Source organism: Nonomuraea sp. KM90 (assembly GCF_052246675.1).
Classification (GTDB): domain Bacteria; phylum Actinomycetota; class Actinomycetes; order Streptosporangiales; family Streptosporangiaceae; genus Nonomuraea.
In genome coordinates this window covers 1-25,749 of sequence record NZ_JBQQCB010000053.1, presented here as the reverse complement: position 1 = coordinate 25,749, position 25,749 = coordinate 1, and the positions used below count along the sequence as shown (strand labels likewise).

24 protein-coding genes are annotated in these 25,749 nt (G+C 72.8%); 11 read left to right on the top strand and 13 right to left on the bottom strand.

Annotation, left to right across the window (positions count from 1 at the left end; translation table 11 throughout):
• Nucleotides 1-36 precede the first annotated feature (36 nt).
• From ACTWPW_RS36695 to hutI, 5 genes are read left to right on the top strand one after another with little or no spacing between them, the layout of a single operon-like run.
• Nucleotides 37-1,464 carry a purine-cytosine permease family protein gene (locus tag ACTWPW_RS36695; RefSeq protein WP_443171344.1) on the top strand — a complete coding sequence of 476 codons (1,428 nt, stop codon included), beginning with the start codon at nucleotides 37-39 and terminating at the stop codon, nucleotides 1,462-1,464.
• Between the two features lie 19 nt (nucleotides 1,465-1,483).
• Nucleotides 1,484-3,139, top strand: coding sequence for a urocanate hydratase (gene hutU / locus ACTWPW_RS36690; RefSeq protein ID WP_443171343.1), 1,656 nt, complete (start codon nucleotides 1,484-1,486; stop codon nucleotides 3,137-3,139).
• Nucleotides 3,139-4,362, top strand: coding sequence for an allantoate amidohydrolase (locus tag ACTWPW_RS36685; protein ID WP_443171342.1), 1,224 nt, complete (start codon nucleotides 3,139-3,141; stop codon nucleotides 4,360-4,362). The genes hutU and ACTWPW_RS36685 overlap by 1 nt, the downstream gene beginning before the upstream one ends.
• A complete protein-coding gene (locus ACTWPW_RS36680) occupies nucleotides 4,353-5,699 on the top strand; it encodes a formimidoylglutamate deiminase (RefSeq protein WP_443171341.1) in 1,347 nt (448 codons plus the stop codon). Before ACTWPW_RS36685 ends, ACTWPW_RS36680 begins: the two co-directional genes overlap by 10 nt.
• Nucleotides 5,696-6,910 (top strand): imidazolonepropionase, encoded by a 1,215-nt coding sequence (gene hutI, locus ACTWPW_RS36675; RefSeq protein ID WP_443171340.1) that lies wholly within the window; start codon nucleotides 5,696-5,698, stop codon nucleotides 6,908-6,910. The genes ACTWPW_RS36680 and hutI overlap by 4 nt, the downstream gene beginning before the upstream one ends.
• Nucleotides 6,911-7,037: 127 nt before the next feature.
• Here hutI and ACTWPW_RS36670 read toward each other — a convergent pair whose 3' ends face one another.
• Nucleotides 7,038-7,502 carry a cupin domain-containing protein gene (locus ACTWPW_RS36670; RefSeq protein ID WP_375117625.1) on the bottom strand — a complete coding sequence of 155 codons (465 nt, stop codon included), beginning with the start codon at nucleotides 7,500-7,502 and terminating at the stop codon, nucleotides 7,038-7,040.
• Nucleotides 7,503-7,597: 95 nt separating this feature from the next.
• A complete protein-coding gene (locus tag ACTWPW_RS36665) occupies nucleotides 7,598-8,998 on the bottom strand; it encodes a hypothetical protein (protein ID WP_443171339.1) in 1,401 nt (466 codons plus the stop codon).
• A 121-nt stretch (nucleotides 8,999-9,119) separates the two neighbouring features.
• Between ACTWPW_RS36665 and ACTWPW_RS36660 the strand changes: the two genes are divergently transcribed.
• Nucleotides 9,120-9,524: a VOC family protein gene (locus tag ACTWPW_RS36660; protein WP_375117627.1), complete on the top strand. Its 405-nt coding sequence runs from the start codon at nucleotides 9,120-9,122 to the stop codon at nucleotides 9,522-9,524.
• Between the two features lie 24 nt (nucleotides 9,525-9,548).
• Here ACTWPW_RS36660 and ACTWPW_RS36655 read toward each other — a convergent pair whose 3' ends face one another.
• From ACTWPW_RS36655 to ACTWPW_RS36630, 6 genes are all read right to left on the bottom strand, one after another.
• Nucleotides 9,549-10,082, bottom strand: coding sequence for a hypothetical protein (locus tag ACTWPW_RS36655; RefSeq protein ID WP_375117628.1), 534 nt, complete (start codon nucleotides 10,080-10,082; stop codon nucleotides 9,549-9,551).
• Between the two features lie 134 nt (nucleotides 10,083-10,216).
• Nucleotides 10,217-10,921 carry an ABC transporter ATP-binding protein gene (locus ACTWPW_RS36650; RefSeq protein ID WP_375117629.1) on the bottom strand — a complete coding sequence of 235 codons (705 nt, stop codon included), beginning with the start codon at nucleotides 10,919-10,921 and terminating at the stop codon, nucleotides 10,217-10,219.
• Nucleotides 10,918-11,694: an ABC transporter ATP-binding protein gene (locus ACTWPW_RS36645; protein ID WP_375117630.1), complete on the bottom strand. Its 777-nt coding sequence runs from the start codon at nucleotides 11,692-11,694 to the stop codon at nucleotides 10,918-10,920. Before ACTWPW_RS36645 ends, ACTWPW_RS36650 begins: the two co-directional genes overlap by 4 nt.
• On the bottom strand, nucleotides 11,691-12,713 hold the full coding sequence (locus ACTWPW_RS36640; protein ID WP_443171338.1) for a branched-chain amino acid ABC transporter permease: 1,023 nt from the start codon (nucleotides 12,711-12,713) through the stop codon (nucleotides 11,691-11,693). The genes ACTWPW_RS36645 and ACTWPW_RS36640 overlap by 4 nt, the downstream gene beginning before the upstream one ends.
• Before the next feature lie 55 nt (nucleotides 12,714-12,768).
• The gene (locus ACTWPW_RS36635) at nucleotides 12,769-13,641 is read right to left on the bottom strand and encodes a branched-chain amino acid ABC transporter permease (RefSeq protein ID WP_375117632.1); all 873 of its coding nucleotides are present in this window, start codon (nucleotides 13,639-13,641) and stop codon (nucleotides 12,769-12,771) included.
• Nucleotides 13,641-14,840 (bottom strand): ABC transporter substrate-binding protein, encoded by a 1,200-nt coding sequence (locus ACTWPW_RS36630; RefSeq protein ID WP_375117633.1) that lies wholly within the window; start codon nucleotides 14,838-14,840, stop codon nucleotides 13,641-13,643. The genes ACTWPW_RS36635 and ACTWPW_RS36630 overlap by 1 nt, the downstream gene beginning before the upstream one ends.
• Before the next feature lie 288 nt (nucleotides 14,841-15,128).
• On the opposite strand from ACTWPW_RS36630, the gene boxB reads away from it, so the two are divergent.
• Nucleotides 15,129-16,607 (top strand): benzoyl-CoA 2,3-epoxidase subunit BoxB, encoded by a 1,479-nt coding sequence (boxB, locus tag ACTWPW_RS36625; RefSeq protein WP_443171337.1) that lies wholly within the window; start codon nucleotides 15,129-15,131, stop codon nucleotides 16,605-16,607.
• Here boxB and ACTWPW_RS36620 read toward each other — a convergent pair.
• The gene (locus ACTWPW_RS36620) at nucleotides 16,604-17,488 is read right to left on the bottom strand and encodes a PaaX family transcriptional regulator (protein WP_375117635.1); all 885 of its coding nucleotides are present in this window, start codon (nucleotides 17,486-17,488) and stop codon (nucleotides 16,604-16,606) included. The genes boxB and ACTWPW_RS36620 overlap by 4 nt on opposite strands.
• Nucleotides 17,489-17,689: 201 nt before the next feature.
• Between ACTWPW_RS36620 and boxC the strand changes: the two genes are divergently transcribed.
• Genes boxC through ACTWPW_RS36605 form a run of 3 tightly spaced genes read left to right on the top strand, consistent with a single transcriptional unit; the run spans nucleotide 17,690 to nucleotide 21,829 of the window.
• On the top strand, nucleotides 17,690-19,330 hold the full coding sequence (gene boxC / locus ACTWPW_RS36615; protein ID WP_443171336.1) for a 2,3-epoxybenzoyl-CoA dihydrolase: 1,641 nt from the start codon (nucleotides 17,690-17,692) through the stop codon (nucleotides 19,328-19,330).
• A 2-nt stretch (nucleotides 19,331-19,332) separates the two neighbouring features.
• Nucleotides 19,333-20,910: a benzoate-CoA ligase family protein gene (locus ACTWPW_RS36610; protein WP_443171335.1), complete on the top strand. Its 1,578-nt coding sequence runs from the start codon at nucleotides 19,333-19,335 to the stop codon at nucleotides 20,908-20,910.
• Between the two features lie 49 nt (nucleotides 20,911-20,959).
• Entirely contained in the window at nucleotides 20,960-21,829 is an 870-nt protein-coding gene (locus ACTWPW_RS36605) for an amidohydrolase family protein (protein WP_443171334.1), read from the top strand.
• Nucleotides 21,830-21,903: 74 nt separating this feature from the next.
• Here the strand turns inward: ACTWPW_RS36605 and ACTWPW_RS36600 are convergent, their stop codons facing one another.
• The 3 genes from ACTWPW_RS36600 to ACTWPW_RS36590 form a co-directional block, all read right to left on the bottom strand.
• Entirely contained in the window at nucleotides 21,904-22,473 is a 570-nt protein-coding gene (locus ACTWPW_RS36600; protein WP_443171333.1) for a GNAT family N-acetyltransferase, read from the bottom strand.
• 115 nt (nucleotides 22,474-22,588) lie between these two features.
• Nucleotides 22,589-23,146, bottom strand: coding sequence for a TetR/AcrR family transcriptional regulator (locus ACTWPW_RS36595; protein ID WP_375117640.1), 558 nt, complete (start codon nucleotides 23,144-23,146; stop codon nucleotides 22,589-22,591).
• Entirely contained in the window at nucleotides 23,143-23,730 is a 588-nt protein-coding gene (locus tag ACTWPW_RS36590) for a sugar O-acetyltransferase (protein ID WP_375117641.1), read from the bottom strand. Before ACTWPW_RS36590 ends, ACTWPW_RS36595 begins: the two co-directional genes overlap by 4 nt.
• A gap of 150 nt (nucleotides 23,731-23,880) precedes the next feature.
• On the opposite strand from ACTWPW_RS36590, the gene ACTWPW_RS36585 reads away from it, so the two are divergent.
• A complete protein-coding gene (locus ACTWPW_RS36585; RefSeq protein ID WP_443171332.1) occupies nucleotides 23,881-24,585 on the top strand; it encodes a TetR/AcrR family transcriptional regulator in 705 nt (234 codons plus the stop codon).
• 27 nt (nucleotides 24,586-24,612) lie between these two features.
• Here the strand turns inward: ACTWPW_RS36585 and ACTWPW_RS36580 are convergent, their stop codons facing one another.
• Entirely contained in the window at nucleotides 24,613-25,638 is a 1,026-nt protein-coding gene (locus ACTWPW_RS36580) for an inositol-3-phosphate synthase (RefSeq protein ID WP_443171331.1), read from the bottom strand.
• Nucleotides 25,639-25,749 lie beyond the last annotated feature (111 nt).

Genomic DNA, 25,749 nt, shown 5'->3' with positions numbered 1-25,749 from the left:
CCCCCAGGGCGCATGACGCGCGAGAGGCGGACCGCCATGAATCACGACCAACCCCCGGGCGCGGGCCCCGCCGTGGAGCGCCGGACGATCGACGTGATCCCCGACGCCGAGCGGCACGGCACGCCGCGCAGCCAGTTCACCCTCTGGTTCGGTGCCAACATGCAGATCACGGCGATCGTGGACGGCGCGCTCGCCGTCGTCTTCGGCGCCGACGCCCTCTGGGCGATCATCGCCCTGCTCATCGGCAACGTCCTGGGCGGCATCGTGATGGCGCTGCACTCCGCCCAGGGCCCGCGGCTCGGCCTGCCCCAGATGATCTCCAGCCGGGCGCAGTTCGGCGTGCTCGGCGCGGTCGTGCCGCTCGTGCTGGTCGTGCTGATGTACCTGGGCTTCGCCGCGACCGGCAGCGTGCTGGCCGGCCAGGCGCTCGGCCGGATCCTCGACGTGCCCGCGACCGCCGGCATCCTGATCTTCGGCGCGCTGACGGCGATCGTCGCGGTGACCGGCTACCGGCTCATCCACACCGTCGGCAGGATCGCGACCGTGGTGGGCGTGTGCGGCCTGGGCTACCTGCTGATCGCCGTGTTCACCACGTACGACGTGGGGTCGGTCGTCGGTGTCAAGCCGTTCGAGGCGCCGACGTTCCTGCTGGCCGTGGGGCTCGGCGCGGCCTGGCAGCTCACGTTCGGCCCCTACGTCGCCGACTACTCGCGCTACCTGCCCCGCCGGACCAGCGAGCGCGCCACGTTCTGGAGCACGTTCGCGGGCAGCGTGATCGGCTCGCAGTGGGCGATGACGCTGGGCGCGCTGATCGCGGCCGTCTCCGGCGGCGCGTTCGTCGGCGACCAGGTCGGGTTCGTCGGCGAGCTGGCCGGCCCCGCGGCCGTCGCGCTGCTGATCTACATCGTGATCGTGGTCGGCAAGCTGACCGTCAACACGCTCAACGCCTACGGTGGCTTCATGTGCCTGCTGACGACCGTGACGGCGTTCAACGGCCGCACGCGGGTCTCACCGGTGGCCCGCGCCCTCTACATCGTCGGCTTCACGGCCGTGTCGGTCGCGGTGGCGATCATGGCCAGCGCCGACTTCCTGAACAACTTCAAGAACTTCGTGCTCGTGCTGCTCATGGTGTTCACGCCGTGGAGCGCCATCAACCTCACCGACTACTACCGGATCTCCAAGGAGCGGGTGGACATCCCCGCCCTGTACGACCCGGCCGGCCGATACGGCCGCTGGAACGTGCCCGCGCTGACCTGCTACGCCTTCGGCGTGCTGATCCAGATCCCGTTCCTGGCCCAGAAGCTCTACACCGGCCCGATCACCGAGTTGCTCGGCGGCGCGGACATCTCCTGGATCGTCGGCCTGCTGGCGACCGCCGCCCTCTACTACCCCTGGGCCAGGCGCACCTCCAACCCGCCCGCCGAGATGATCTACCCCTCCACCGAGCCCGCCCCGATCCGCTGACCGAAAGGAAACCGACACGATGGAAGGCGCACGCCCGGTCCGGGCCGCCCGCGGCACCGAGCTGACGACCCTGGGCTGGCAGCAGGAGGCCGCGCTGCGGATGCTGCAGAACAACCTCGACCCCGAGGTGGCCGAGCATCCCGACAAGCTGGTGGTCTACGGCGGTACGGGCCGCGCCGCCCGCGACTGGCGCTCCTTCGACGCGATCGAGCGGACGCTGCGCACGCTCAAGGCCGACGAGACGATGCTCGTCCAGTCGGGCCGGCCGGTCGGCGTCATGACCACCCACGAGTGGGCGCCGCGCGTGCTGATCGCCAACTCCAACCTGGTCGGCGACTGGGCCAACTGGGAGGAGTTCCGGCGGCTGGAGGCGGCCGGGCTCACCATGTACGGCCAGATGACGGCCGGTTCGTGGATCTACATCGGCACGCAGGGCATCCTGCAGGGCACGTACGAGACGTTCGCCGCGGTCGCGGCCAAGAAGTTCGGCGGCTCGCTGGCCGGGACGATCACGCTCACCGCCGGGCTCGGCGGCATGGGCGGCGCCCAGCCGCTGGCGGTCACCATGAACGGCGGCGTCGCGATCTGCGTGGAGTGCGACCCGTCCCGCATCCAGCGCCGCCTCGACCACGGCTACCTCGACGTGCGCGCCGACGACCTGGGGCACGCGCTGCGGCTGGCGGCCGAGGCCAGGGACGCCCGGCGCCCGCTGTCGATCGGCCTGCTCGGCAACGCCGCCGAGGTGCTGCCGAGCATGCTCGCCGCGGGCGCCCCGATCGACGTGGTGACCGACCAGACCAGCGCGCACGACCCGCTGGCGTACCTGCCGCTCGGGATGGCGTTCGAGGACATGTCCGCCGAGCGCGACAAGGACCCGGCCGGCTTCACCGAGCGGGCGCGGGCGTCGATGGCCCGGCACGTCGAGGCCATGGTCGGGTTCATGGACGCCGGGGCCGAGGTGTTCGACTACGGCAACTCCATCCGCGGCGAGGCCAAGCTGGCCGGCTACGGGCGCGCCTTCGACTTCCCCGGGTTCGTACCGGCCTACATCAGGCCGCTGTTCTGCGAGGGCAAGGGCCCGTTCCGGTGGGCCGCGCTGAGCGGCGACCCGGCCGACATCGCCGCCACCGACCGCGCGATCCTGGAGCTGTTCCCCGACAACGAGCCGCTGGCCCGCTGGATCCGCCTGGCCGGCGAGAAGGTGCACTTCCAGGGCCTGCCGGCGCGGATCTGCTGGCTGGGGTACGGCGAGCGCGACCGGGCCGGCGAGCGGTTCAACGACATGGTCGCCGGCGGCGAGCTGCGCGCCCCGATCGTCATCGGCCGCGACCACCTGGACTGCGGGTCGGTGGCCTCGCCGTACCGGGAGACCGAGGGCATGCTCGACGGCTCCGACGCGATCGCCGACTGGCCGCTGCTCAACGCGATGGTCAACGTGGCCTCCGGCGCCTCCTGGGTGTCGATCCACCACGGTGGCGGGGTCGGCATCGGGCGCTCCATCCACGCCGGCCAGGTGACCGTGGCCGACGGCACCGCGCTGGCCGGGGAGAAGATCCGCCGCGTGCTCACCAACGACCCCGGCATGGGCGTCATCCGGCACGTGGACGCGGGCTACGAGCGCGCCGAGCAGGTCGCCCTCGACAGCGGCGTGCGCGTGCCGATGAAGGAGTCCTGATGCCGCCGTCGTTCCAGGAGATGTGGGCGGAGCTGCTGCCGGTCGGGCGGCACTCCGGCTCCGGCGGCTACCGGCGCTTCGCCTGGACCTCGGCGGACGCCGAGTGCCGGGACTGGTTCCGCGAGCAGGCGGCGGCGCGCGGCCTGACCTGCGAGGTCGACCGCAACGGCAACCAGTGGGCCTGGCTCGGCGATCCGGCGGCGGGCGACGCGGTCGTGACGGGATCGCACCTGGACTCGGTGCCGGACGGCGGGGCGTTCGACGGGCCGCTCGGTGTCGTGTCGGCGTTCGCCGCGCTCGACGAGCTGCGGGCGCGCGGCGCGCGGCCCTCCCGCCCGATCGCGGTCGTGAACTTCGGCGACGAGGAGGGCGCGCGCTTCGGGCTCGCCTGCGCCGGCTCGCGGCTGAGCGCCGGTGAGCTCACCCCGGAGCGGGCCGCCGGGCTGCGGGACGCGGACGGGATCTCCCTGCCGCAGGCGATGGAGCGGGCCGGTCACGACCCCGAGGCGATCGGCGCGGACGACGAGCGGCTCGCCCGCGTCGGGGTCTTCGTCGAGCTGCACGTCGAGCAGGGGCGCCACCTCGCGGACACGGCCTCCCCGGTGGGCGTGGCCTCGTCGATCTGGCCGCACGGGCGCTGGCGGTTCGACTTCCGCGGCGAGGCCGACCACGCCGGCACCACCCGGATGGAGGACCGGCGCGACCCGATGCCCGCCTACGCCGCCACCGTCCTGGCCGCGCGGGAACGGGCCGCCGCGGCGGGCGCGCGGGTCACGTTCGGCAAGCTGAGCGTGGAACCGAACGGCGTCAACGCGATCCCGAGCCTGGTGCGGGCCTGGCTGGACGCCCGCGCCGCCGATCAGGACGCGCTCGGCCTGGTCGTCGACGGGATCGAGAGCGCCGCCCGCGAGCACGCCGCCCGTGAAGGGGTGGAGGTCACGCTCGCCCGCGAGTCCTTCACCCCGGTGGTGGACTTCGCGCCCGCGCTGCGCGACGAGCTGGTCCGGCTGCTGGCCGCGCGCCGGCCGTACGAGGTGCCCGTGCTGCCGACGGGCGCCGGGCACGACGCGGGCATCCTGGCCGCGAAGGTGCCCACGGCCATGCTGTTCGTCCGCAACCCCACCGGCGTGTCCCACTCCCCCGCCGAACACGCCCGCGAGGACGACTGCCTGGCGGGCGTCGAGGCGCTCACCGACGTGCTGGAGGGCCTGGCATGCCGGTGACGCCCGTCACCTACCACGCCGAGCACGCCTGGACCGGCGGGACGGTCGCCTCCGGAGTCGTGATCGAGACCGCCGGGGAGCGGATCACCGCCGTCCGGACGGGGGTCGCCGTGCCGCCGCCCGGGGCGGAGGTGCTGCGCGGGCTGACCCTCCCGGGGCTGGCCAACGCGCACTCGCACGCCTTCCACCGCGCCCTGCGCGGCATCGCGCAGCGCGGTTCCGGCACGTTCTGGACCTGGCGCGACAGCATGTACGACGTCGCCGGCCGGCTCGACCCCGACACCTACCTGGAGCTGGCGCGGGCGGTCTACGCCGAGATGGCGCTGGCCGGGATCACCTGCGTCGGCGAGTTCCACTACCTGCACCACGCGCCGGGCGGCACCCCGTACGCCGATCCGAACGCCATGGGCGAGGCGCTGATCGAGGCGGCCGCCCAGGCCGGGATCCGGATCACCCTGCTGGACGCGTGCTACCTGTCGTCCGGCTTCGGCGCGCCACCGGAGCGGCACCAGCTCCGCTTCACCGACGGCGACGCGGACGCCTGGGCGGTGCGGGCGTCGGCGCTGAAGGAGCGCGGGCACGCCCGGATCGGCGCGGCCGTCCACTCGGTCCGCGCGGTGCCCGCCGGCCAGATCGCCGCCGTCGCCCGGTGGGCCGCCGACCGCGAGGCACCGCTCCACGCGCACCTGTCGGAGCAGCCCGCCGAGAACCAGGCCTGCCTGGCCGCCCACGGGCGCACGCCCGCCAGGCTGCTGGCCGACCACGGCGCGCTCGGCCCGCGTACCTCCGCCGTGCACGCCACCCACCTCACCGGCGAGGACATCGGCCTGCTCGGCGACTCGCGCACCACGATCTGCATGTGCCCGACCACCGAACGGGACCTGGCCGACGGCATCGGCCCGGCGTCCGGCCTGGCCCGCGCCGGGTCGCCGATCAGCCTGGGCAGCGACAGCCACGCCGTGGTGGACCTGTTCGAGGAGGCGCGCGCCGTGGAGCTGGACGAGCGGCTGCGCACCCTGCGGCGCGGCCACTGGAGCGCCGCCGCGCTGCTGCGCGCCGCGACGGAGGACGGGCACGCCTCGCTCGGCTGGCCCGAGGCGGGCCGGATCGAGGCGGGGGCGCCGGCCGACCTGACCACGGTCGCGCTCGACTCGGTGCGCACGGCCGGCCCGCCCCCGTCCCTCGGCGCGGAGACCGCGGTGTTCGCCGCCACCGCCGCCGACGTGCGGCACGTCGTGGTGGGCGGGCGCCCGGTCGTCCGCGACGGCGTCCACCTCCTGGTACGCGACGTGCCCGGGGCGCTCTCCCGGACGATCGCCCGCCTCACCCGTCCATGACCGCCTCCGGAAGGAAGATCCGCCCCGTGTCCGTCGCCATCACCGGCATCGGCAGCCTGCTCACCAACGACCCCGAGCTGGGTACGATCACCGACGCCGCCGTGGTCCTCGACGGCGGGCGGGTCGCCTGGGCCGGGCCGGCCTCCCGGGTCCCGGACGCCGACGAACGCGTGGACGCCGGCGGGCGGGCCGCGATCCCCGGCTTCGTGGACTCGCACGCGCACCTGGTGTTCGCCGGAGACCGCACCGCGGAGTTCGACGCCCGCATGTCGGGGTCGCCGTACACGGCGGGCGGCATCCGTACCACCGTGGCGGCCACCCGGGCGGCCTCCGACGCCGAGCTGGCGGCGAACGTGGCGCGCTACGTGGCCGAGGCGCTGCGCCAGGGGACCACGACGATCGAGTGCAAGTCCGGCTACGGGCTCACCGTCGAGGACGAGGCGCGGGCGCTGCGCATCGCGGCCGCGCACACCGACGAGGTCACCTACCTGGGCGCGCACGTGGTGCCCCCGGAGTACGCCACGGCGCCGGACGCGTACGTGGACCTGGTGACGGGGCCCATGCTCGAAGCCTGCGCGCCGTACGCCCGGTGGGTGGACGTCTTCTGCGAGCGCGGGGCCTTCGACGGCGACCAGGCGCGCGCCGTGCTCACGGCGGGCGCGCGGGCGGGCCTGGTGCCCCGGGTGCACGCCAACCAGCTCGGCCCCGGTCCCGGCGTGCGGCTGGCGGTGGAGCTGGGGGCCGCCTCCGCCGACCACTGCACGCATCTCGACGACGCCGACGTGGACGCCCTCGCGAGCGGCTCGACGGTGGCGACCCTGCTGCCCGGCGCCGAGTTCTCCACGCGGGCGCCGTACCCGGACGCGCGTCGCCTGCTGGACGCCGGCGTGACGGTGGCGCTGTCCACCGACTGCAACCCGGGGTCGAGCTTCACCAGCTCGATGCCGTTCTGCGTGGCCATCGCCGTACGCGAGATGGGCATGAGCCCGGACGAGGCCGTGGTCGCCGCCACGCTGGGCGGAGCCAGGGCGCTGCGCCGCGACGACGTGGGCCGCCTGTCCCCCGGCGCCCGCGCCGACCTGGTCCTGCTCGACGCGCCGAGCCACGTCCACCTGGCCTACCGCCCGGGCGTCCCCCTCGTGTCCGCGGTGTGGCGGCACGGGGTCCGCGAGGCGTCCGCGGTTCAGCCGTTCCATACCGGTAGGGCGTGACTGGTGTAAGGCCCTGGGGTGGGTGGGAACGAACCATGCGGCGCCGTCTCTGCTCACGCACGCAAGGGCGGCGCCGAACCAGCTCCTCCGGCGGACGGCCCCAGGGGCCGGGGCCCGTCCACGCGGGTCACGGCAACGGGGGCGGCCCGACGATGTCGATCCCGTGCCGCGCCGCGATCTCGCTCAGCGCGGCCGGGTCCGGTGTCGCGCCGCCCGCGTCGATCACGAAGTCGGCGAAGCCCGGGCCGTGGTGCAGCGTCAGGTAGCGGGCGGAGTCGCTCGTCACCACGAACCCGTGTGGCCGCCCGGCGGGCAGCACGGCAGCGCAGCCGGCACCGGCCCGGTGCTCCTGGCCGTCCACCACCACCCGCAGCTCCCCCTCCAGCACCACGAAGGTCTCGCTGTCGGCCCGGTGGACGTGCATCGGGCTGCCGTGCCCGCGACGGCCCCGGGACTCGATGACCGCGAACGCACCGCCGGTGTCGTGGCCGGTGACGCGCAGGTGATAGAGCTCGCCGAGGAACGAGACGGTCTGCTGGGTGTCCGGCGTGGTGATCGCCGGGTTCCGGATTCGCGCGGCGTTCGATGTCATACCGACAGTCTCGCGGCAGGCCGGGGCGGCGGCGTTGACCACGCGTGCACCGGCGTGGACGGCGGGTGCGGGAACCGGTCGGCGGGGGTCCGCGGCTACCCGGCGGCGTACAGCCTGGCCAGGCGCGCGCCGAGATCGGCGCCGTAGTTCTGGTGGTAGACCTGGGCGGAGCAGTAGACCGGCCCGCCCGTCCGCGCCAGGCCGGCCGTCCAGGTGGTGGCGTTCTCCACGCCGGGGTCGCTCAGCTGCAGGCCGGTGAGCGCGATGTCGTCCACGCTCGCGTCGATGAAGTAGTTGCTTACGCCCTTGCGCTCGTACAGCCGCCACTGCAGCTTCGCGCTCGCCGCCCCCGCCAGCCTGGCCGTCAGGTCGACCGTCACCTTCTGCCAGACGTTCGCCGCGTCGGCGGTGACGTCCCGGTCCCAGATCAGCTGGCCGTTGAGCAGGAGCTGCTTCCTGTGGTAGCCGGACGGGCCCGTGGCGCCGCTGGTGTCGCGGTGCCAGAAGCTCACCGCGCGCGTGGCCGCGCCCGGGGTCAGGGCCGCGGTCCGCGTCGCCCCGCAGGCCATCCCGGGCTTGGTGGCGGTGCCGGTCTGGACGACGAAGCTCAGCCGTCCGCTGCCGGTGCGGGCCAGGTTGTCCGTCGCGGGGCGCGTCCAGCCCTGGTCGCGGGACACGAACGGAAGCTTGTACTGCAGGACCCCGGCGAGCTCCCCGGTACGGACGAGCTCGATCCCCTTCCTGGTGATCGCCTCGACGTAGGAGACCGTCGGCTTCTGGGCGGCGTGGCTCAGCGGATGGGCGTACGGCATCAGGTGGACCTCGGTGCCGGGCAGCCGCGCGGCGAGCTGCTTGACCTGGTACGACAGGCTCCACGTCCACGAGGTGTCCCGGTACGGCTCGTCGCGGAAGGGGAAGATCACCCCGTCGAGGAGCGGGACCTGCCCGGCGATGAACGCGTCGGTGAACTGGCTGTAGTAGACGATCGGCACGAACTTCAGCGCGGGGCTGACCGCCTCGGCCGCGGCGCGCATCTGCCCGACGTAGGCGGGGGTGAACGTCGCGAGATCGTAGGCGTAGTCGTCCACCGTCCAGCCGACCAGGTTGGGAGAGCTCTTGGCGAGGGTGGCGATCTCGCGGGACCAGGCGACGTAGTCGTCCTTGAACGGCCGGGAGACGGCTGCCTGGCTCGGCGCGTACACCAGCACCCACACGCTGATCCCGGCCTGCCTGGCCGCCGGCAGGAACTCGTCCCGCAGGTCGGTCCAGTGCACGTTGTCGCCGGCCATCGGGTAGACGTAGGTGTTCGCGTTGAGTGCCGCCAGCCCCGCGAGGATCGCCTTGGTGTCCACGTGCCTGATCCCGTCGGCCCGCGGCTCCTCCTCCCGGATGAGGTTGCCCGCCGTGCCCACCACGGCGGGGACCTCGGCGTGGGACACGCCGGAGATCAGCGACAGCAGCACGGAGAGGACGGTCACGAGCACGAGACGGATCACGAGGGGTTCCTTAGGACATGATCAGGCGGCAGGCCCGTCAGCGTAGTGAGCGCGGGTATGCCGCCGGTATGCCGCGGTGGGGAGTGGTGCCCCCGTCCCCGCCGGCACTACCCTGCCGATCATGCGCATGCTGCACCTCGGGCTGCGGGTCACCGACCTGGAACGCTCGCTCGCCTTCTACACCGCGCTCGGGTACGCCGAGCTCGGCGGCGTCCCCGACACGGAGTTCGGCAGCCTGACCATGCTCCAGCTGCCCGACGACCCGTTCGTCAGCCTCGAGCTCGTGCACGACCCCGCCAGACCGGTCGAGGACACCAGCGCCGTCAACCACCTCGTCGTCCAGGTGGACGACCTCGACGCCACGATCGCCGATCTCGCGGCCAAGGGCGTCACGGCCGAGCCGCCGGCGGAGCCGGGGCCGGGGATCCGGACGTCATGGCTCACCGACCCCGACGGCTACCGGATCGAGCTCGTGCAGTGGCCGCCCGGCCATCCGGCCGGCATGACGGCGGCCGATTTCGCCTGACGCGCCGCAGGCGGTCCGGCCACCTCACGCCGGCTGGCTCTTGTGACCGCAGGAAGGGCACTCCGTCGTGAGGCTGCCTTCATGACGGGTGCATGCGCACGGGAACGAACCGCAATAGATCAGGTCGGAATCCGGCCAGTCGCTCTCGTCACGAATCTTCGCACCGCCGAGACTCATGAACTGAAAAGTACGTGTGTCGGAATCGTCATTGACGATCTGAATGCGCCAGTTACTTCCGGGGCGATCGAGAGCTACTCGTACGAGGTACACGTCGAGGTTCTTCCGCATCCAGGTCGCCGAGCCGGCAATGTGGTTCTCGGCGTCGGCGACCTGCTGCGTCTCGGGGAATTCCGTGACCTCCACCACGGGTCCCGTGCCGGCCGCGAGGTGGATCAGCGGCGGCCTGCCGCCGTCATTGTGGCCGTCGGGGGCGAAGGCCGTGACTCGTACCAGCATCGTCCGGTTCGAGTCGGTCGTCTCGAGGTCGATGAATTGGCTTGACTCTCCGGCGGCCAGCTGCAACGGAGCTGACGAGCTAGGGAAATTGCCAGAATTCATGACTTACCATCCGATCAATGCACCGACAGGCTGGAATGCCCTTAGCCCTATTTGCCCAGATCAGCACGCCGGCGCACGGAGTCATCGGCAAACAAGCCCCCATTCTCATCCCACGGGCATTCCAATGCCGCGGGTCAGCCGACGCCGAGAAGGGCGTGGGCGCGGGTGCGATCGGCGCGGAAGTCGGCGGTCGAACCCCGGTGCACGATCCGCCCCTTCTGCATGACCGCCACCTCGTCCGCCAGGCGGAAGGCCAGGTGCAGGTCCTGCTCCACGAGCACGATCGCGATACCCTCGCCGCGCAGCCCTTCCAGCAGGCCCGCGACGTGGTCGACGACGGCGGGCGCCAGGCCGTCGGACGGCTCGTCCAGCAGGAGCAGGCGCGGAGCGCGCAGCAGGGCCCGGCCGATCGCCAGCATCTGCTGCTCCCCGCCCGACAGCTGGTCACCGCGGTGGGCGCGGCGCTCGGCCAGGCGCGGCATGAGCTCGTAGACGCGTTCCACCGTCCAGGCCGGCCGTCCGCGGCGGGCCGCGAGGCCCAGGGTCTCCGCCACGGTGAGGGGTGCGAACACGCGGCGGCCCTGCGGGACGATGGCGACGCCGCTGCGGGCGACGGTGTGCGCGGCGGCCCCGGCGAGTTCGCGGTCGCCGACGCGGACGCTGCCGGAGTACGGCTTCAGCAGGCCCATGACGGTGTGGACGAAGGTGGTCTTGCCGGCGCCGTTGCGGCCGAGCAGCGCCACGACACCGCCCTCGGGCACGGTGAGGTCGACGCCGTCGAGCACGGTGGTGCCCGCGTAGCCCGCGCGCAGCTCCCGTACGGTGAGCACGTCCGTCATCGGGAGTCTCCGGTGAAGAGGTCGTCGGTTCTGGCCGAGCCGAGGTAGGCCCGCTGGACCTCGTCGTCGGCCCGGATCCGCTCGGGAGAGCCGGAGGCCAGGACTCGCCCCAGGTGCAGCACGGTCACCCGGCCGGCCAGGCGGAAGACCACGTCCAGGTCGTGCTCGACGATGAGCAGGGTCAGGCTGTCCGGCAGGCGTTCGACCAGGTCGGCGAAGCGTTCGGTCTCGGCGGCGGACATGCCCGCGGTGGGCTCGTCGAACATGACCAGGGCGGGCCGCGCGGCCAGCACCATCGCCACCTCGAGCTGCCTGCGCTCGCCGTGGGACAGCGCGGCGGCCCGGTCTTCCGCCCGCCCGGCCAGCCCGACCGATTCCAGGTGGCGGCGCGCCTCGGCCTCGGTACGGCGGAAGCGGCGCGCGGCCCGGTCGAAGCGGTGCGCCACGCGGTGGACGCGCTGGACGGCGAGGGCGACGTTGTCCAGGACGGAGCAGTTCAGGAAGAGGCTGGCGTGCTGGTAGGTGCGCAGCAGGCCACGCCGGGCACGTTCGGGCTCCGGCAGCGCCGTGATGTCGTCGCCGTCGAACAGCACGCTCCCTCCGGTGGCCGGCAACGTTCCGGCCACGGTGGCGAACAGCGTCGACTTGCCGGCCCCGTTCGGCCCGATGAGAGCGTGCCGCTCCCCCGGCAGCACGGACAGGTCCACGCCGTCGACGGCCCGGAGCGACCCGTAGGCGCGGGTGAGGCCGCGCAGCTCCAGCAGAGGCGTCACGGGATCGGCTCCTTCCGATGACGGCGGCGCAGGCCGGCGGTGGCACCGGCGAGGCCGCCCGGGAGCAGGAAGACGACGGCCACGAAGACCAGGCCCAGCACCAGCGGGCCGTGGCCGCCGATGGAGGCCGACAGGTTGTCGCGCACCAGCAGCACCAGGGCCGCGCCCAGGCAGGGGCCCCACAGGCTGCCGGCGCCGCCGATGACCACGCTGAGCAGGGCGAGCGCCGCGACCTCGAAGCCCAGGTCCCCGGGCGAGACGAACCGGGCCTGCGCCGCCCACAGCGCCCCGCCGGTGCCCGCGACGGCTCCGGCGAGGCAGAACACGCCGTACCGGGCGAGCGCGGGCCGGTAGCCCAGGGCCCGCAGCCGGGGCTCGTTGTCGCGGACGCCGCGCAACGTCCTGCCGTACGGGGAGCGCACGACCAGCGCGACCGCCGCGAAGACGATGACCGCCACCGCGAGCACCCACCAGTAGACGAACCCGGCGGCGGTGAGCGGCGGGCCGCCGAACAGGCTGATCGGCGGCATCCCGGCCAGCCCGTTCCCGGCGCCCACGGCCGGCCAGGTTTCGGCCACCTGGTGCACCGACTCGCCGATGGCGAGCGTCAGCATCAGGAAGACGATGCCCCGGGCACGGACCGCCACCCAACCGGTGAGGGCTGCGGTGATCAGACCGGCGGCCAGGCCGGCGAGTGCCTGGACGGCCGCGTCGGAGGTGAGGTGGATGCCCACCAGCGCGGCGGTGTACGCGCCGGCGCCGAAGTAGGCCGCCTGCCCCAGGGTGGGCAGCCCCGTGACCCCGGTCAGCAGGTCGACGCTGAGCACCAGCACGGCGAAGGCGAGGATGCGGGTCATGGTCGACACCGGGTAGACGCCCAGCACCAGCGGCGCCGCCGCGAGCAGCACGAGCACCGGCACGGCCACGAGGGCCCTGCGCGCGATCCGCCTGGGCCGGCTGTCGTCCACCGCTCCCGTCCGATCGGCCGCCGGCGTCGCGGTCTCGTAGGTGGCCTTCACGCGCCCACCGCTTCCGTCCCATCGGCCGCCGGCGTCGCGGTCCGGCAGGCCGCCTTCACGCGGGCACCGCCGTCCGCGCGGGCAGCAGGCCCGCCGGGCGCACCAGGAGCACCAGGCCCATCGCCCCGAAGATCAGGAAGGACGCGTACTCGGGCAGCAGCGCGGTGCCGAGGGCCTGGACCTGCCCGATCAGCACGGCGCCGAGCAGCGCGCCGCGAACGGAGCCCAGCCCGCCGATGACCACCACGACCAGCGCGAGCAGCAGCACCTTCTCGTCCAGGCCCGGCGCGGCGCCCAGGATGGGCCCGGCCAGCACGCCGCCGACCGCCGCGAGCCCCGCTCCCGCGGCGAAGACCCCGACGAGCACCCTGCCGGTGTTGATGCCCAGCGCGGACACCATGCCGCGATCGGCGACGGTCGCGCGGATCAGCGAGCCGAGCCGGCTCCGCTCGACCAGCACGTAGACGCCCACGGCGAGCACCACCCCGAAGCCGATCACCAGCAGCCGGTAGACCGGGTAGGCCTGGCCGAACACGGAGACGCTCCCCGCCACCGGCGCGGGCGCGGCGACGGAGTGCACCTCGTTGCCGAAGACCGCCGACAGCGTCTCGGCGACCACCAGCGAGACGCCGAGGGTGAGCAGGGCCTGGTCGAGGTGGTGCGGCGTGGCCCGCGACAGGCCCGCCAGCACGCCGCCGAGCACGGCCCCCACCACGGCGGCGACCAGCACCGCCAGCACGAAGGCCGGCAGGCCGCCCTCGTCGGCGGTCAGCGCGACCACGATGTACGCGCCGACCAGGTAAACCGCTCCGTGGGCGAGGTTGAGCACGTCCATCATGCCGAACACCAGCGACAGTCCGAGCGCGATGGCGAACAGCAAAGAGCCCATCGCCAGGCCGTTGAGCACGCTCACCAGGTACGTGACCATCAGCTCAGCTCGCTGAGGACGGCATTGACCACGGTGCCGCCGGTGGAGCGGACCTCCCGCAGGTAGTACTTCTGCTGGGCGTCGTGGTCGGCGTCGAAGCTCCACCCGCCCCGGGGGCTGTCGACGGTCCCCACCGTGCCCAGCGCCTTGACCAGTTCGTCGCCGGTGCCGCCGGGGGCCTTGGCGAGCGCCTTGTCCAGCACCGACGCGGCGTCGTAGGCCTGCACCGCGTACACCGTCGGCGCCTCGTCGTAGGCCTTGCGGTAGGCGTCCACGAACTCCTTGTTGCGCGGGGTGTCCAGTTCCGAGGAGTAGTGGAGCGAGGTCTTCACGCCCACCGCGGCGTCGCCCTGGGCGTCGAGCACGCCGCCCTCGGTCAGGAAGCCGGTGCCGTACAGCGGTGTGCTGTCGGCCAGCCCGAACTGCTGGTACTGCTTGACGAAGCTCACGGCCTCCGCGCCGGCGTAGAAGGCGTAGACGGCCTTGGCGTCGGAGCCGCGGATCGCCGACAGGAAGGGCTGGAAATCCTGGGTCTTGCCGAAGGGGGTGTACTTCTCCCCGGCCACCTTGCCGCCCGCCGCCTCGAACGTCTTGCGGAACCCGGCGACCATCTCCCGGCCGGCGGCGTAGTCGGCGGCGATGAGGTAGACGCCGCCCTTGACCTCCTTGGCCACGGCGGGGCCCAGCGGGGCCGCGACCTTTCCGTTGGCGAAGCTGGTGCGCCACACGTACGCGGACTTGCGGGCGCCGGTGATGTCGTCCGCGCCCGCGTTCGCCACCAGCAGCGGCTTCTTGGACTCGTGGAAGAAGTCGCGCAGGCCCAGCGCGGTGGCGGAGTTGACGACGCCGACCACCGCGGTGGCCTGGTCCTGCGTCACCAGCTTCTGCGCGGCCGGCACGCCGGTCTGCGGGCCCTCGCCCTCGTCGGCGCTGACCACCTCGACGGTGCGGTTGCCGAGTTTGCCGGCGTGCTGGTCGAGATAGAGCTGGAAGCCGTTGCGCATGTCCTCGCCGAGCGGCGCGTAGACGCCCGACAGCGGCACCAGCAACCCGATCTTCACCGCGTCGCCGGACTGGCCACCGCCGGACTGGTCGAGACTCGAGCCGGCGCAACCCGCGAGCACGACAGCGGCCGTCGTCAGGGCGAGGACGGCCGTGCTGGTGCGTAACGTGCGCAGATCGATGGAGAGAACGTGCATGGCAACACTCCAGGGAGATGGCTCGGCGCGCCCCCGTGCTGAGACGGTGCGCCCAGAATCTACAGACGCCTGTTGTGACGTCAATAGCGTGTAACCAATCGAGACCTTCGACGCCCGCTCATCACGGCCGGCCCCGGCGCGGTCCCGGCCCCGGCCGGATCCGCGGCGGCGATCCGTACCCTGAGCTGCCGTTATCGCCCCGGCCGCACAATACTTGCTACATATACCTTCTGTGTCGCGATGAGAATGTGGCATGTTGAGGGATGTGTCCATCAGCAAGGAGTAGCCATGTCCACTGACTCCCGCACCGGCGCCGCACCCTCACCCTCTGGCCCGCTCAGCCGCGTCGACTACAGCGAGCGCATCCCCAACAACGTCGACCTGGCGAGCGACCGCCGCCTGCAGCGCGCGCTGGAGAGCTGGCAGCCGAAGTTCCTGGACTGGTGGAAGACGCTCGGCCCGGCCCTGCCGACCAAGGACGTCTACCTGCGCACCGCGGTCGCCGTCGGCCGCGACGGGTGGGCGCACTTCGACCACGTCCCCATGGAGGAGTACCGCTGGGGCATCTTCCTGGCCGAGCGCGACCCCGACCGCACGGTCGGCTTCGGCAAGCACAAGGGCGAGCCCGCCTGGCAGGAGGTGCCCGGCGAGCACCGGGCCGACCTGATGCGGCTGATCGTCGTGCAGGGCGACACCGAGCCCGCCAGCGTGGAGCAGCAGCGCGTCCTCGGCAACACCGCGCCCAGCATCTACGACCTGCGCAACCTCTTCCAGGTCAACGTGGAGGAGGGCCGCCACCTGTGGGCCATGGTCTACCTGCTGCATGCCTACTTCGGCCGGGAGGGCCGCGAGGAGGCCGAGCAGCTGCTCAAGCGCAACTCCGGCAACCTCGACGCGCCCCGCATCCTCGGCGCGTTCAACGAGGAGACCACCGACTGGCTGCAGTTCTTCATGTTCACCTACTTCACCGACCGCGACGGCAAGTACCAGCTCGGCACGCTCAAGGAGTCGGCGTTCGACCCCCTCGCGCGCACCTGCCAGTTCATGCTCAAGGAGGAGGCCCACCACATGTTCGTGGGCACCACCGGGGTGCAGCGCACGCTGGAGCGCACGGCCGAGCTGATGAGGCGGCACGGCACCGCCGACATCCTGCCCCACGGGGGCATCCCGCTCGACATCATCCAGAAGTACCTGAACTTCCAGTTCTCCGTCTCCATGGACCTGTTCGGCTCCGAGCAGTCCACCAACGCCGGCAACTACTACACCTCGGGGCTCAAGGGCCGCTGGATGGAGACCCGGCGCAAGGACGACCACGTCCTGCTGGAGGCCACCCGCGAGCTGCGCCATGTCCAGGACGGCCGGATCACGACCAGGACCGTCCCCATGCTCAGCGCCCTCAACCTCGACCTGCGCGACGAGTACGCCACCGACTGCGCCCACGGCGTGCGCCGCTGGAACCAGGCCCTGGCGGACGCCGGCCTCGACGAGCGGCTCTACCTGCCGCACGAGGGCTTCAACCGCAAGGTCGGCGTCTACGCCGGCCACCACGTCACCCCGCACGGCGAGGTCGTGGACGAGGCGACGTGGCAGGCCAGCGCCCGCACCTGGCTCCCCACGGCCGAGGACCGCGAGAAGGTGGCCTCCCTCATGGTCCCCGAGTACGAGTACGGCGAGTTCGCCGGCTGGATCGCCCCGCCGAAGACCGGCATCAACGACCAGCCGGTCGAGTTCGACTACGTGCACCTGGCCGACGAAGGGCTGCTCTAGTGCCGCGCGGCGGCCTCCTCCTCCATGCGGTCCCACTCGGACTGGGCGCGCCGATGCCACCGGTTGTGCAGATCGTGGAAGACGGCGGCCGCCCGGGTGCCGGGCCAGGCGTGGTCGAGCAGCTCGGCGGGCAGGTCGGGGTCGAGGAACGGGAAGCGCCGCCACTCCTGGATGAGCAGCACCTGGTTGACGAACGCCGCGCGGTCGGAGGAGACCGTGCGGCGTTCGAAGCGTTCGATGAAGCTCAGATAGCGCTTCTCGACGTCGTCGAGGTCCCAGGCGGCCGTGATGATCTTGGTGGTGTCGCCGATGCCCGCCGACGGACCGGTCCAGGCGTAGGCCCGGTCGGCGAGGTCGAGCTCCCGGACGACCTCGCGCACCTCGGCCTCCTTGGAGGCGTCGGGCACCACCCACAGCCCCGGAGCCGGCGAGCCGAGGCCCAGCCAGGTGAGCTTGGTGCGCAGCCGGTGGCGGAGCTGACGCTGGGTCTCGGGCACGCCCGCGGTGAGCACGAGCCAGCGGCCGTCCCACGTGTGCGGCCGGCGCATGAAGCCGTAGATGCGCTCGGCGCCCTCGCGCAGCAGCCGGTCCCCCGCCTCCGACAGGATCCAGCGCACCTTGCGGCCGTGCCGCTCCGACTGCAGCAGCCCCTCGGCCGCGGTGCGGGAGAGGGCCTGCCGGGCGGACTTCTCCTCCACGCCGAGGGACGCGAGGGCCTCGATCAGGCTGCCGGTCCACATCTCGCCGCGGCGGGGCATGACGAACTCTCCGAGGATGGTCAGCAGCAAGGACCGGGCGCTGGCGGACGTCCTGTCCTGCGGGCGTTCCGCGGACACGGCCGACCGGCCGCCATCGGGCGTGCGCGGTTCGCTCGGGGCCACCGCTCCCTCCCTCGTCCGAATCTCCGTGACGCGCATTCTCTCAGGTCAGGCACGCCTGCCCGTAATCCGGACCGGGGTCACGGAAGCGCATCAGTAAATACTACAAAGCCTTGACGCTACTCCTATATCAAGTCGAATATGAGGGGCTAAGGTCCCGAATCCTCGGAGCACGCATTGACTGTCACCGCTGAAACCTCACCGATGGTCCGCTTCGCGACCTCGCCGGACCGCTACCGCCACTGGACGCTCGAGGTGGACGGCGCGGTGGCCACCGTCACCCTGCGCGTGGACGAGCACGGCGGCCTCGTCCCCGGCTACGAGCTCAAGATGAACTCCTACGACCTCGGCGTCGACATCGAGCTGTACGACCTCGTCCAGCGGCTGCGCTTCGAGCACCCGGAGGTCAAGGCGGTCGTCGTGACCGGCGGCCTGGACCGGATGTTCTGCGCCGGAGCCAACATCCGCATGCTCGCCCAGTCCTCACACCCGTGGAAGGTGAACTTCTGCAAGTTCACCAACGAGACCCGCAACGGCATCGAGGACGCCACCGAGCACTCCGGCCAGACCTGGATCGCCGCGCTCAACGGCACCGCCGCGGGCGGCGGCTACGAGCTGGCGCTGGCCTGCGACCAGATCGTCCTCATCGACGACGGCTCCTCGGCCGTCTCGCTGCCCGAGGTGCCGCTACTCGGCGTGCTGCCCGGCACCGGCGGCCTGACCCGCGTGGTGGACAAGCGGCACGTACGCAAGGACCGCGCCGATGTGTTCGCCACCAGGTCCGAGGGCCTGCGCGGCAAGACCGCCCGCGAATGGGGCCTGGTCGACGCCACCGTTCCGCGCAACGCCTTCACCGAGGAGGTCGCCAGGCGCGCCGGCGAGGCGGTGCGGGCGTCCCGGCGCCCCTCGGACGCCAAGGGCGTCGTCCTGACGCCGCTCGACCGCAGGGACGAGGGCGACGCCATCACCTACCCGTACGTGTCCGCCCGGATCGACCGGGCGAACCGCCGGGTCGAGATCACGGTGTCCGGCCCCCACGACGCCCCGCCCGCCGACCCCACCGCCCGGGGCGCGGACTACTGGCCGCTGGCCATGACCCGGGCGCTGGACGACCTCATCCTGCACCTGCGCACCAACGAGCTGGACCTCGGCATCTGGGTGCTGCGCACCGTCGGCGACCCCGAACGGGTGCTGGCCTACGACGCCCAGCTCCACGAGGCGGGCGACTGGTTCGCCAACGAGGTGCGCCACTACTACAAACGCACGCTCAAACGCCTCGACGTCACCAGCCGCAGCCTCATCGCCGTCATCGACCCGGGCACGGCCTTCGCCGGGCTGCTGGCCGAACTGGCGCTGGCCGCCGACCGGCAGTACATGCTGGAGGGCGTCTACGAGGACCGCGACGACGACCGCCCCGCCGCCGTCGCCCTCAGCCCGTCCAACGACGGCGACTACCCGATGGGCAACGGCCTGTCGCGCCTGCGGTCCCGCTTCTGGGGCGACGACGCCGCGCTCGAAGCCGTGCGCGCCCGGCTCGGCGAGCCACTGGACGCCGCCGCCGCGCTGGAGCTCGGCCTGGTCACCGTGGCCATGGACGACATCGACTTCGCGGAAGAACTCCGCATCGTCCTGGAAGAGCGCGCCTCGCTCTCGCCGGACGCGCTGACCGGCATGGAGGCCAACCACCGCTTCGTCGGGCCGGAGACCGTGGAGACCAAGATCTTCGGCCGGCTCACCGCCTGGCAGAACTGGATCTTCATCCGCCCCAACGCCTCCGGCCCCGACGGCGCCCTGCGCCGCTACGGCACCGGCCGCAAGGGCGACTACGACCTCGAGCGGGTGTGACCATGAGCGGGAGCGAGTTCAACGCCGGAGTCTGGCTCTGCCACCGCCACGTGCGCGAAGGCCGGGGCGACCGCGTCGCCGTCCGCGCCGGGACCACGCTCACCTACGCCGGGCTGTCGGCCCTGGTCTCCGCGGCCACCGCGGGGCTGCGCGGGCTGGACCTGCGGCGCGACGATCGGGTGCTGTTCGTCACCGGAGACGGCGTGCCCATGTTCACCGGCATCCTGGCGGCCTTCTGCGCCGGGTTCGTCGCCGTACCGGTCTCCACGATGTTAGGCGCCAAGGAGCTCGGCACGATCATCGCCGACTCCGGCGCGAGCGTGGTGGTGGCGGGCACCGAGTACGGCCCGCAGGTCCAGGAGGCGCTCGCCATGGCGCCCGAGGTGCGCCACCTGGTGTGCGACGGCCCGGACCCGCTGCCCGCGCCCGCCGGGATCACCTCGCTGACTTGGCAGGACCTCCTCGCGGACGGGGAGCGGGCGCCGGCCGGGCTGCGCGAGCCCGCCGGCACGCTGGAGGACTCCTGGGCGCTGTGGCTCTACACCTCGGGGACGACCGGCGCCCCCAAGGGCGCCATGCACCGCCACGCCGGCATCCGGTACGTCTGCGAGACCTACGGCGACCAGGTGCTCGGCATCCGGCCCGACGACGTCTGCTTCTCCGTCGCCAAGCTCTTCTTCGCCTACGGCATCGGCAACTCGATGTTCTTCCCGCTCGCGGCCGGCGCGGCGACGCTGCTCGAACCGCGCCGCCCCAGCCCCGCCGTGACCGCCGAGCGCCTGGCCGCCGACCGGCCGACCCTGTTCTTCGGCGTCCCCACCTTCTACGCCGCGCTGCTCGGCGCCGGCCTGCCCGAGGACGCCTTCACGTCGGTACGGCTGGCCGCCTCGGCGGGAGAGGCGCTGCCCGCGCCCCTGCAGGAGCGCTTCACCGGGCGCTTCGGCGTGGAGATCATCGACGGCATCGGCTCCACCGAGGCGCTGCACATCTTCCTGTCCAACCGGCCCGGCGAGGTACGCCCCGGCACCACGGGCCGGCCGGTGCCCGGCTACGACATCGAGCTGCGTGACGCGGAGGGCGCCCCCGTGCCCGACGGGCGGCCCGGCTCCCTGCACGTGCGGGGCGGGTCCGTCGCCCTGGGCTACTGGCGGCGGGCCGACGCCGGCCGGGCGGTGTTCGCGGGCGGGTGGCTCAACACCGGCGACACCTACGTCCGCTCCCCCGACGGCTACTACACCTGCCTGGGCCGCAGCAACGACCTGCTCAAGGCGGGCGGCATCTGGGTCTCGCCGGTGGAGGTCGAGAGCCGCCTGCTGGAGCATCCACAGGTCGAGGAGGCCGCGGTGGTCGGCCTGGCGGACGAGCACGGGCTCGACAAACCGGTCGCCTGCGTCGTCGTCCGGAGCCCGGTCACCGCCGGCGAGCTGGTCCAGTGGTGCCGCGACGGCCTGGCCGCGTTCAAGCGGCCCCGCCAGGTGATCTTCCTCGACCGGCTGCCCAAGACCGCGACCGGCAAGATCCAGCGCTTCAAGGTCCGCCAGATCGTCGCGGACCTGGCCGGCGGGGAGCCGCCCGGATGAGCGCCCGCGACGCCGGCGCGCACGGGCGGGTCACCGCGGAGGCCGTGCCGTGATCGACGGCCTCCCGCTCATCGACGCGCACGTCCACGTGCCGCTGCTCGGCACCCTCAAGCCGGCCTGGCGGCGGTGGGCCCGCGACTTCGGCGCGGACGGCGTCATGGAGGACGCCTGGGACCGCGAGGGGCGGCCGCGCCCGGCTCGCCTGGACGAGATCTTCACGGCCGAGGGCGTGGACGTCGCGCTGCTGTTCTGCGAGTACAGCCCCAAGGCGACCGGCACGCAGGCGTTCGAGGACCTGCTGCCCATCGTCGAGCACAACCCGGCCCGCTTCCGCCCGGTCGCCAACGTCAACCCGCACCTGCACTTCCCGGTCGCCGCCGAGGTGCGCCGGCAACTCGACCTCGGAGCCGCCGCGCTCAAGCTGCATCCCGTGCACGGCGGCTTCCGCTGCGACGACGCGGCGCTGTACCGGGCGTACCACGTGCTCGAAGAACGCGCCGTCCCGCTCGTCGTCCACTGCGGCACCAGCTCCTTCCCCGGCGCCGCGAACGAGAACGCCGACCCGCGCTTCCTCATCCCGGTGATCCGTGACTTCCCCGGGCTCAACGTCGTGCTCGCGCACGGCGGGCGCGGCTGGTGGTACGACGCCGCCGCCTTCCTCGCCCTGTCCCACGACACCGTCTGGCTGGAGCTGTCGGGCCTGCCGCCCAAACGGCTGCCGGAGTACTACGCCAAGTTCGACCTGGCCCGCCTCGCCCGCAAGTGGATCTTCGGCACCGACTGGCCGGGCGTGCCCGGCACCGCCGCCAACGCGCGTGCCGTCGCCGGGCTGGTGCCCGGCGAGGTGGCCGCGGCGGTCCTCGCCGGGAACGCCGGGAACGTGTACGCCGGTCTGCCCCCGATCGGGGAGGCGCGCTGACCCACACCCGCCACCGGGCGATCCCCGCCTCCGGGTCACCGGCCTCACATATGCCACATACTCCTGACGACGTGTTAGACCGGTGTGGACTGATCCGCCTCCAGGTCCTTGCGGTAGATCACGAAGTGGCAGGGCGTGGCCAGGTACGGCGCCAGGTGCGGGTAGTCCCTCTCCACCACCCCCGTGGCGACCGGCCGGTAGCCGATCCGGCCGTACCAGGCGGCCAGGAACTCCTTGGACGGGTGCTGCCAGTCCCGCGGCACCAGCAACTCCAGCTGCATGACCCCGCGCCCCTCCGCCCGGCCGAGCCGCTCGGCGCAGCGTACGAGCTCCCGCCCCAGCCCCGAGCCCCGATGCCGGGGCGAGGCGGCCAGCATCCCGAACTCGCTCGTGTCGCCGTCGACCTCCCGCACCCGCACGCACCCGGCGATCCGCCCGTCCACGAGCGCCACGGCGATCTCCTCCGCCTTGACGTAACCGGCGACCTCCGCCACGGACGTACGGGCGACGCCATCGGCCCACAAACCCTCCTCGGCGACCGCGTACACCTCGTTCACCAGATCCGCGAGCTCGGCCATCAGCCCGTCATCGGCCGCGGCACCCGCCGGCAGCCGCCGGATCCCGAACTCCCGCACAACGATCATCAGGCACTCCTTGTCTCGTTCCCCATCGGATCCGGCTCAATTCTCGGTCCGGCCGCGCAGGAACGCGGTCACCGGTTCCCGGCACCTGCCTGGCGGGTGGGTGCGGGGAGGGGGGTCAGCGCAGGTACCGGTGGATGGCGTGGCGGATCTGCTCCGGCGTCATCGGGTCGGTCGACAGGGCGCTGTGCAGCGTGAGCCCTTCGATGAGCGCGTCGAGCTCGCGGGCGGTGGTGGCGTCGAAGTGGCGTTCCAGCGCCTGCCGACTGCGCGCCATCCACGCCTGGGTGACGGCCAGGAGGGCCGGGTTGCGGGCCGCGGCCACGTACAGCTCCGCCGTGAGGACGAGGTCGTGCCGGGAGCCGAGCAGGTCGTCCGCCACCAGCGTGATGACCGCCTCGACGGCCTCGTCACGGTCGCGGGCGGCGCTCAGACGTTCGTCGAAGACGCGGGCCACGGCGTCGGCGTGCCGGGTGAACGCCTCGGCGAGCACCTCCTCCAGCGACGCGAAGTGGTACGTCATCGAGCCCAGCGGCACGTCGGCGGCGCGGGCGATCTCCCGGTGCGTCGTCCCGGCGACGCCGCGCTCGGCGATGACGGTGAGCGCGGCGTCGATCAGCCGGTCCCGCCGCCCGGGGTCGTGCCGCCGCCTCCGCGGGGTGGCGGGAGTGCTCATGCCGTGCCCGGCTCGATCGTACGGATCACCCGGGCCGGGTTGCCGGCCGCGACGACGTTCGCCGGGAGATCGCGGGTGACCACCGCGCCGGCGCCGACGACCGTGTTCTCCCCGATCGTCACCCCGGGCAGGACGATCGCCCCGCTGCCCAGCCACACGTTGTCGCCGATGGTGATCGGCCGGGCGGCCTCCCACTTGGCCCTCCGCAGCTCCGGGTCCACCGGGTGGGTCGGCGTCAGGAGCTGCACGTTCGTCCCGATCTGCACGTCGTCGCCGATGGTGATCGGCGCGACGTCCAGGGCGACGAGGCCGAAGTTGGCGAACGAGCGGGCGCCGATGCGGAGGTGGCTGCCGTAGTCGACCCGCAGCGGCGGCCGGATCATCGTGCCCTCGCCGACCGCGCCGAGCAACTCGGCGAGCAGCCGGCGCTGCTCCCGCGGGTCGCGGGCCGACGTGGCGTTGAAGGCGTCCATCAGGTCGGCGGCGCGCAGCAGGTGCTCGGCCAGTTCCGGGTCGTCGGCTACGTACAGGTCACCGGCGAGCATCCGCTCCCGCATCGAACGGCCGTCAAGGTTGGGCATCATACGTACAACCGTACACATATTACGTACGCTTGTACGTATCGGCCCGGCCATTGGCGGGGGCCGAACCAGCGGACCAGGGCCTGCTCGAGGCCGCCGGGGTCCGCCGCGGAGCTCGGTGGACACCGCAGGTCCCCGCGATAAGATACGCGAGTGGATCGTAAGAACGAGCGGATCACGGGCGAGCGCGGAGAGCGCGGCGCGATCGGGGCGATCGGGGCGCAGGCGGCGGAACGTCGTACCGACGGCGACACGATCCGTGACAGCGGCGCAGCCCGTAGACGCGGCTCCAAACTCGAGGACGCGCTCCTCGACGCCGCATGGGACGTGCTGGTCGAGCACGGATATCACGGCTTCACCTACGAAGCGGTCGCCGCCCGCGCCGGCACCAGCCGTCCCGTGCTCTACCGGCGCTGGCCGCAGCGCGACGACCTGCTGCTGGCCACGCTCACCAGGTTCTGGCAGCCGATCGAGGTGCCCGACACCGGCAACCTCCGCGACGACGCGATCGGTTTCCTGCGCAACGCCGACGCCGACCGTGCCGGCACGATCACGCTGATGAGCGTGCAGCTGGCAGGCTACTTCCAGGACACCGGCACCAGCCTCGGGGAGCTGCGCGACACCCTCGTGCCGCCGGGCCGGGCGACCGCCTTCGAGATGATCGTCGCCCGCGCGGTCGGGCGCGGCGAGCTGCCCGACGTGCCACGCCCGTCCCGCGTGGTGAACCTGCCGCTGGACCTGCTGCGCCACGACATGTTCATGACGATGCGCGCGGTGCCGGACGAGTCGATCGTCGAGATCGTGGACAAGGTGTGGCTGCCGCTGCTGGGGGTGCCCGGAGCTCCGCCCGCCTCCTAGCCGGGTCCGGGCGCCGTCATCGCGTCGTCACCGCCCCTCCCCTCGCGCGCCGAGTGCGTCCACGGCGGCCCGCAACGCCTGCCACTGCTCGGCCAGCCCGTGCGGTACGTCTCCGAGGGGGTCCTTGAAGAAGAAGGCCAGTTCGGTGAGCGGGCCCGTGCGCCCGGCCCGGTGCGCGGCCGCGGTCAGCCGCGCCAGGTCCAGGATCAGCGGCGCGGCCAGCGCCGAGTCGCAGCCGTGCCAGGTGAACTCCATGCGCATGCGGGTTCCGAGGAAGCCTTCGAAGGAGATCAGGTCCCAGGCGCTCTTGAAGTCGCCGAGGTCCTCGACGAAGTCGATCCGGGTGTCACCCTGCGGGACGTAGCCGAGCGTCTCGGCGAGCACGCGTTGTTTGCTGGCGGACTTGGCCGCGTTGGCCGCCGGCTGGGCCAGGTTCGCGCCGTCGCCGCCGCCCAGCAGGTTGATCCCCGACCAGGTGCGCACCTTCAGGTTGCGCAGGGCGAACATCGGGGCGAGCACCGACTTGACCAGGGTCTCGCCGGTCTTGCCGTCGTGGCCCGCGTACGGGAGCCCCTCCCTGCGGGCCAGGGTGTCGAGGGCGGGCAGGCGGGCGCCGGTGGAGGGCGTGAAGTCGACGTACGGGCAGCCGGCTCGCAGGGCGGCGTATGCGGCCAGGGCGCTGGGCGGCAGGACGGGCTCCGGTCCGGCCAGCGCGGCGCGCAGCGCGTCGAGATCGGTGTGGGCGGGATGAGGTGGCCGCGCCGGTTCGGTGGTCGACACGTTGATCACGACGACACGGTCCAGCCGGTGCCGCCGGCGGAAACGGTCCAGGTCGGCGCCGATGGCGTCGGCGGTCTCTGCCTGGGTGTCGTGGACCGGCAGGGGCCGGACGTCCTGCTCGACCTCGGACAGCGCGTCGCGTACGGCCTCGGCCGGCTGCGCGGGGACGATTCCCGCCTCGGCCAGGGCGGCGGCCTTCTTGCCCAGGGGGATCGAGGAGATGTCGTGGCCGCCGAAGACCAGGTCCCCGATGCCGGGGCGGGGGGATGCCACGTCGAGGTGTCCACGTCGGGCCGGTCGGTGGCGGTCCGGTCGGTGGCGGGCCGGTCGGTGGCGGGCCGGTCGGTGGCGGGCCGGTCGGTGGCGGGCCGGTCGGTGGCGGGC

What these genes read in the sequence shown, in the direction of transcription:
- ACTWPW_RS36695 (WP_443171344.1), top strand. Translation starts at nt 37, where the DNA reads ATGAATCACGACCAACCCCCGGGCGCGGGCCCCGCCGTGGAGCGCCGG.
- hutU (WP_443171343.1), top strand. Translation starts at nt 1,484, where the DNA reads ATGGAAGGCGCACGCCCGGTCCGGGCCGCCCGCGGCACCGAGCTGACG.
- ACTWPW_RS36685 (WP_443171342.1), top strand. Translation starts at nt 3,139, where the DNA reads ATGCCGCCGTCGTTCCAGGAGATGTGGGCGGAGCTGCTGCCGGTCGGG.
- ACTWPW_RS36680 (WP_443171341.1), top strand. Translation starts at nt 4,353, where the DNA reads ATGCCGGTGACGCCCGTCACCTACCACGCCGAGCACGCCTGGACCGGC.
- hutI (WP_443171340.1), top strand. Translation starts at nt 5,696, where the DNA reads ATGACCGCCTCCGGAAGGAAGATCCGCCCCGTGTCCGTCGCCATCACC.
- ACTWPW_RS36670 (WP_375117625.1), bottom strand. Translation starts at nt 7,502, where the DNA reads ATGACATCGAACGCCGCGCGAATCCGGAACCCGGCGATCACCACGCCG.
- ACTWPW_RS36660 (WP_375117627.1), top strand. Translation starts at nt 9,120, where the DNA reads ATGCGCATGCTGCACCTCGGGCTGCGGGTCACCGACCTGGAACGCTCG.
- ACTWPW_RS36655 (WP_375117628.1), bottom strand. Translation starts at nt 10,082, where the DNA reads ATGAATTCTGGCAATTTCCCTAGCTCGTCAGCTCCGTTGCAGCTGGCC.
- ACTWPW_RS36650 (WP_375117629.1), bottom strand. Translation starts at nt 10,921, where the DNA reads ATGACGGACGTGCTCACCGTACGGGAGCTGCGCGCGGGCTACGCGGGC.
- ACTWPW_RS36635 (WP_375117632.1), bottom strand. Translation starts at nt 13,641, where the DNA reads ATGGTCACGTACCTGGTGAGCGTGCTCAACGGCCTGGCGATGGGCTCT.
- ACTWPW_RS36630 (WP_375117633.1), bottom strand. Translation starts at nt 14,840, where the DNA reads ATGCACGTTCTCTCCATCGATCTGCGCACGTTACGCACCAGCACGGCC.
- boxB (WP_443171337.1), top strand. Translation starts at nt 15,129, where the DNA reads ATGTCCACTGACTCCCGCACCGGCGCCGCACCCTCACCCTCTGGCCCG.
- boxC (WP_443171336.1), top strand. Translation starts at nt 17,690, where the DNA reads ATGGTCCGCTTCGCGACCTCGCCGGACCGCTACCGCCACTGGACGCTC.
- ACTWPW_RS36610 (WP_443171335.1), top strand. Translation starts at nt 19,333, where the DNA reads ATGAGCGGGAGCGAGTTCAACGCCGGAGTCTGGCTCTGCCACCGCCAC.
- ACTWPW_RS36600 (WP_443171333.1), bottom strand. Translation starts at nt 22,473, where the DNA reads ATGATCGTTGTGCGGGAGTTCGGGATCCGGCGGCTGCCGGCGGGTGCC.
- ACTWPW_RS36595 (WP_375117640.1), bottom strand. Translation starts at nt 23,146, where the DNA reads ATGAGCACTCCCGCCACCCCGCGGAGGCGGCGGCACGACCCCGGGCGG.
- ACTWPW_RS36590 (WP_375117641.1), bottom strand. Translation starts at nt 23,730, where the DNA reads ATGATGCCCAACCTTGACGGCCGTTCGATGCGGGAGCGGATGCTCGCC.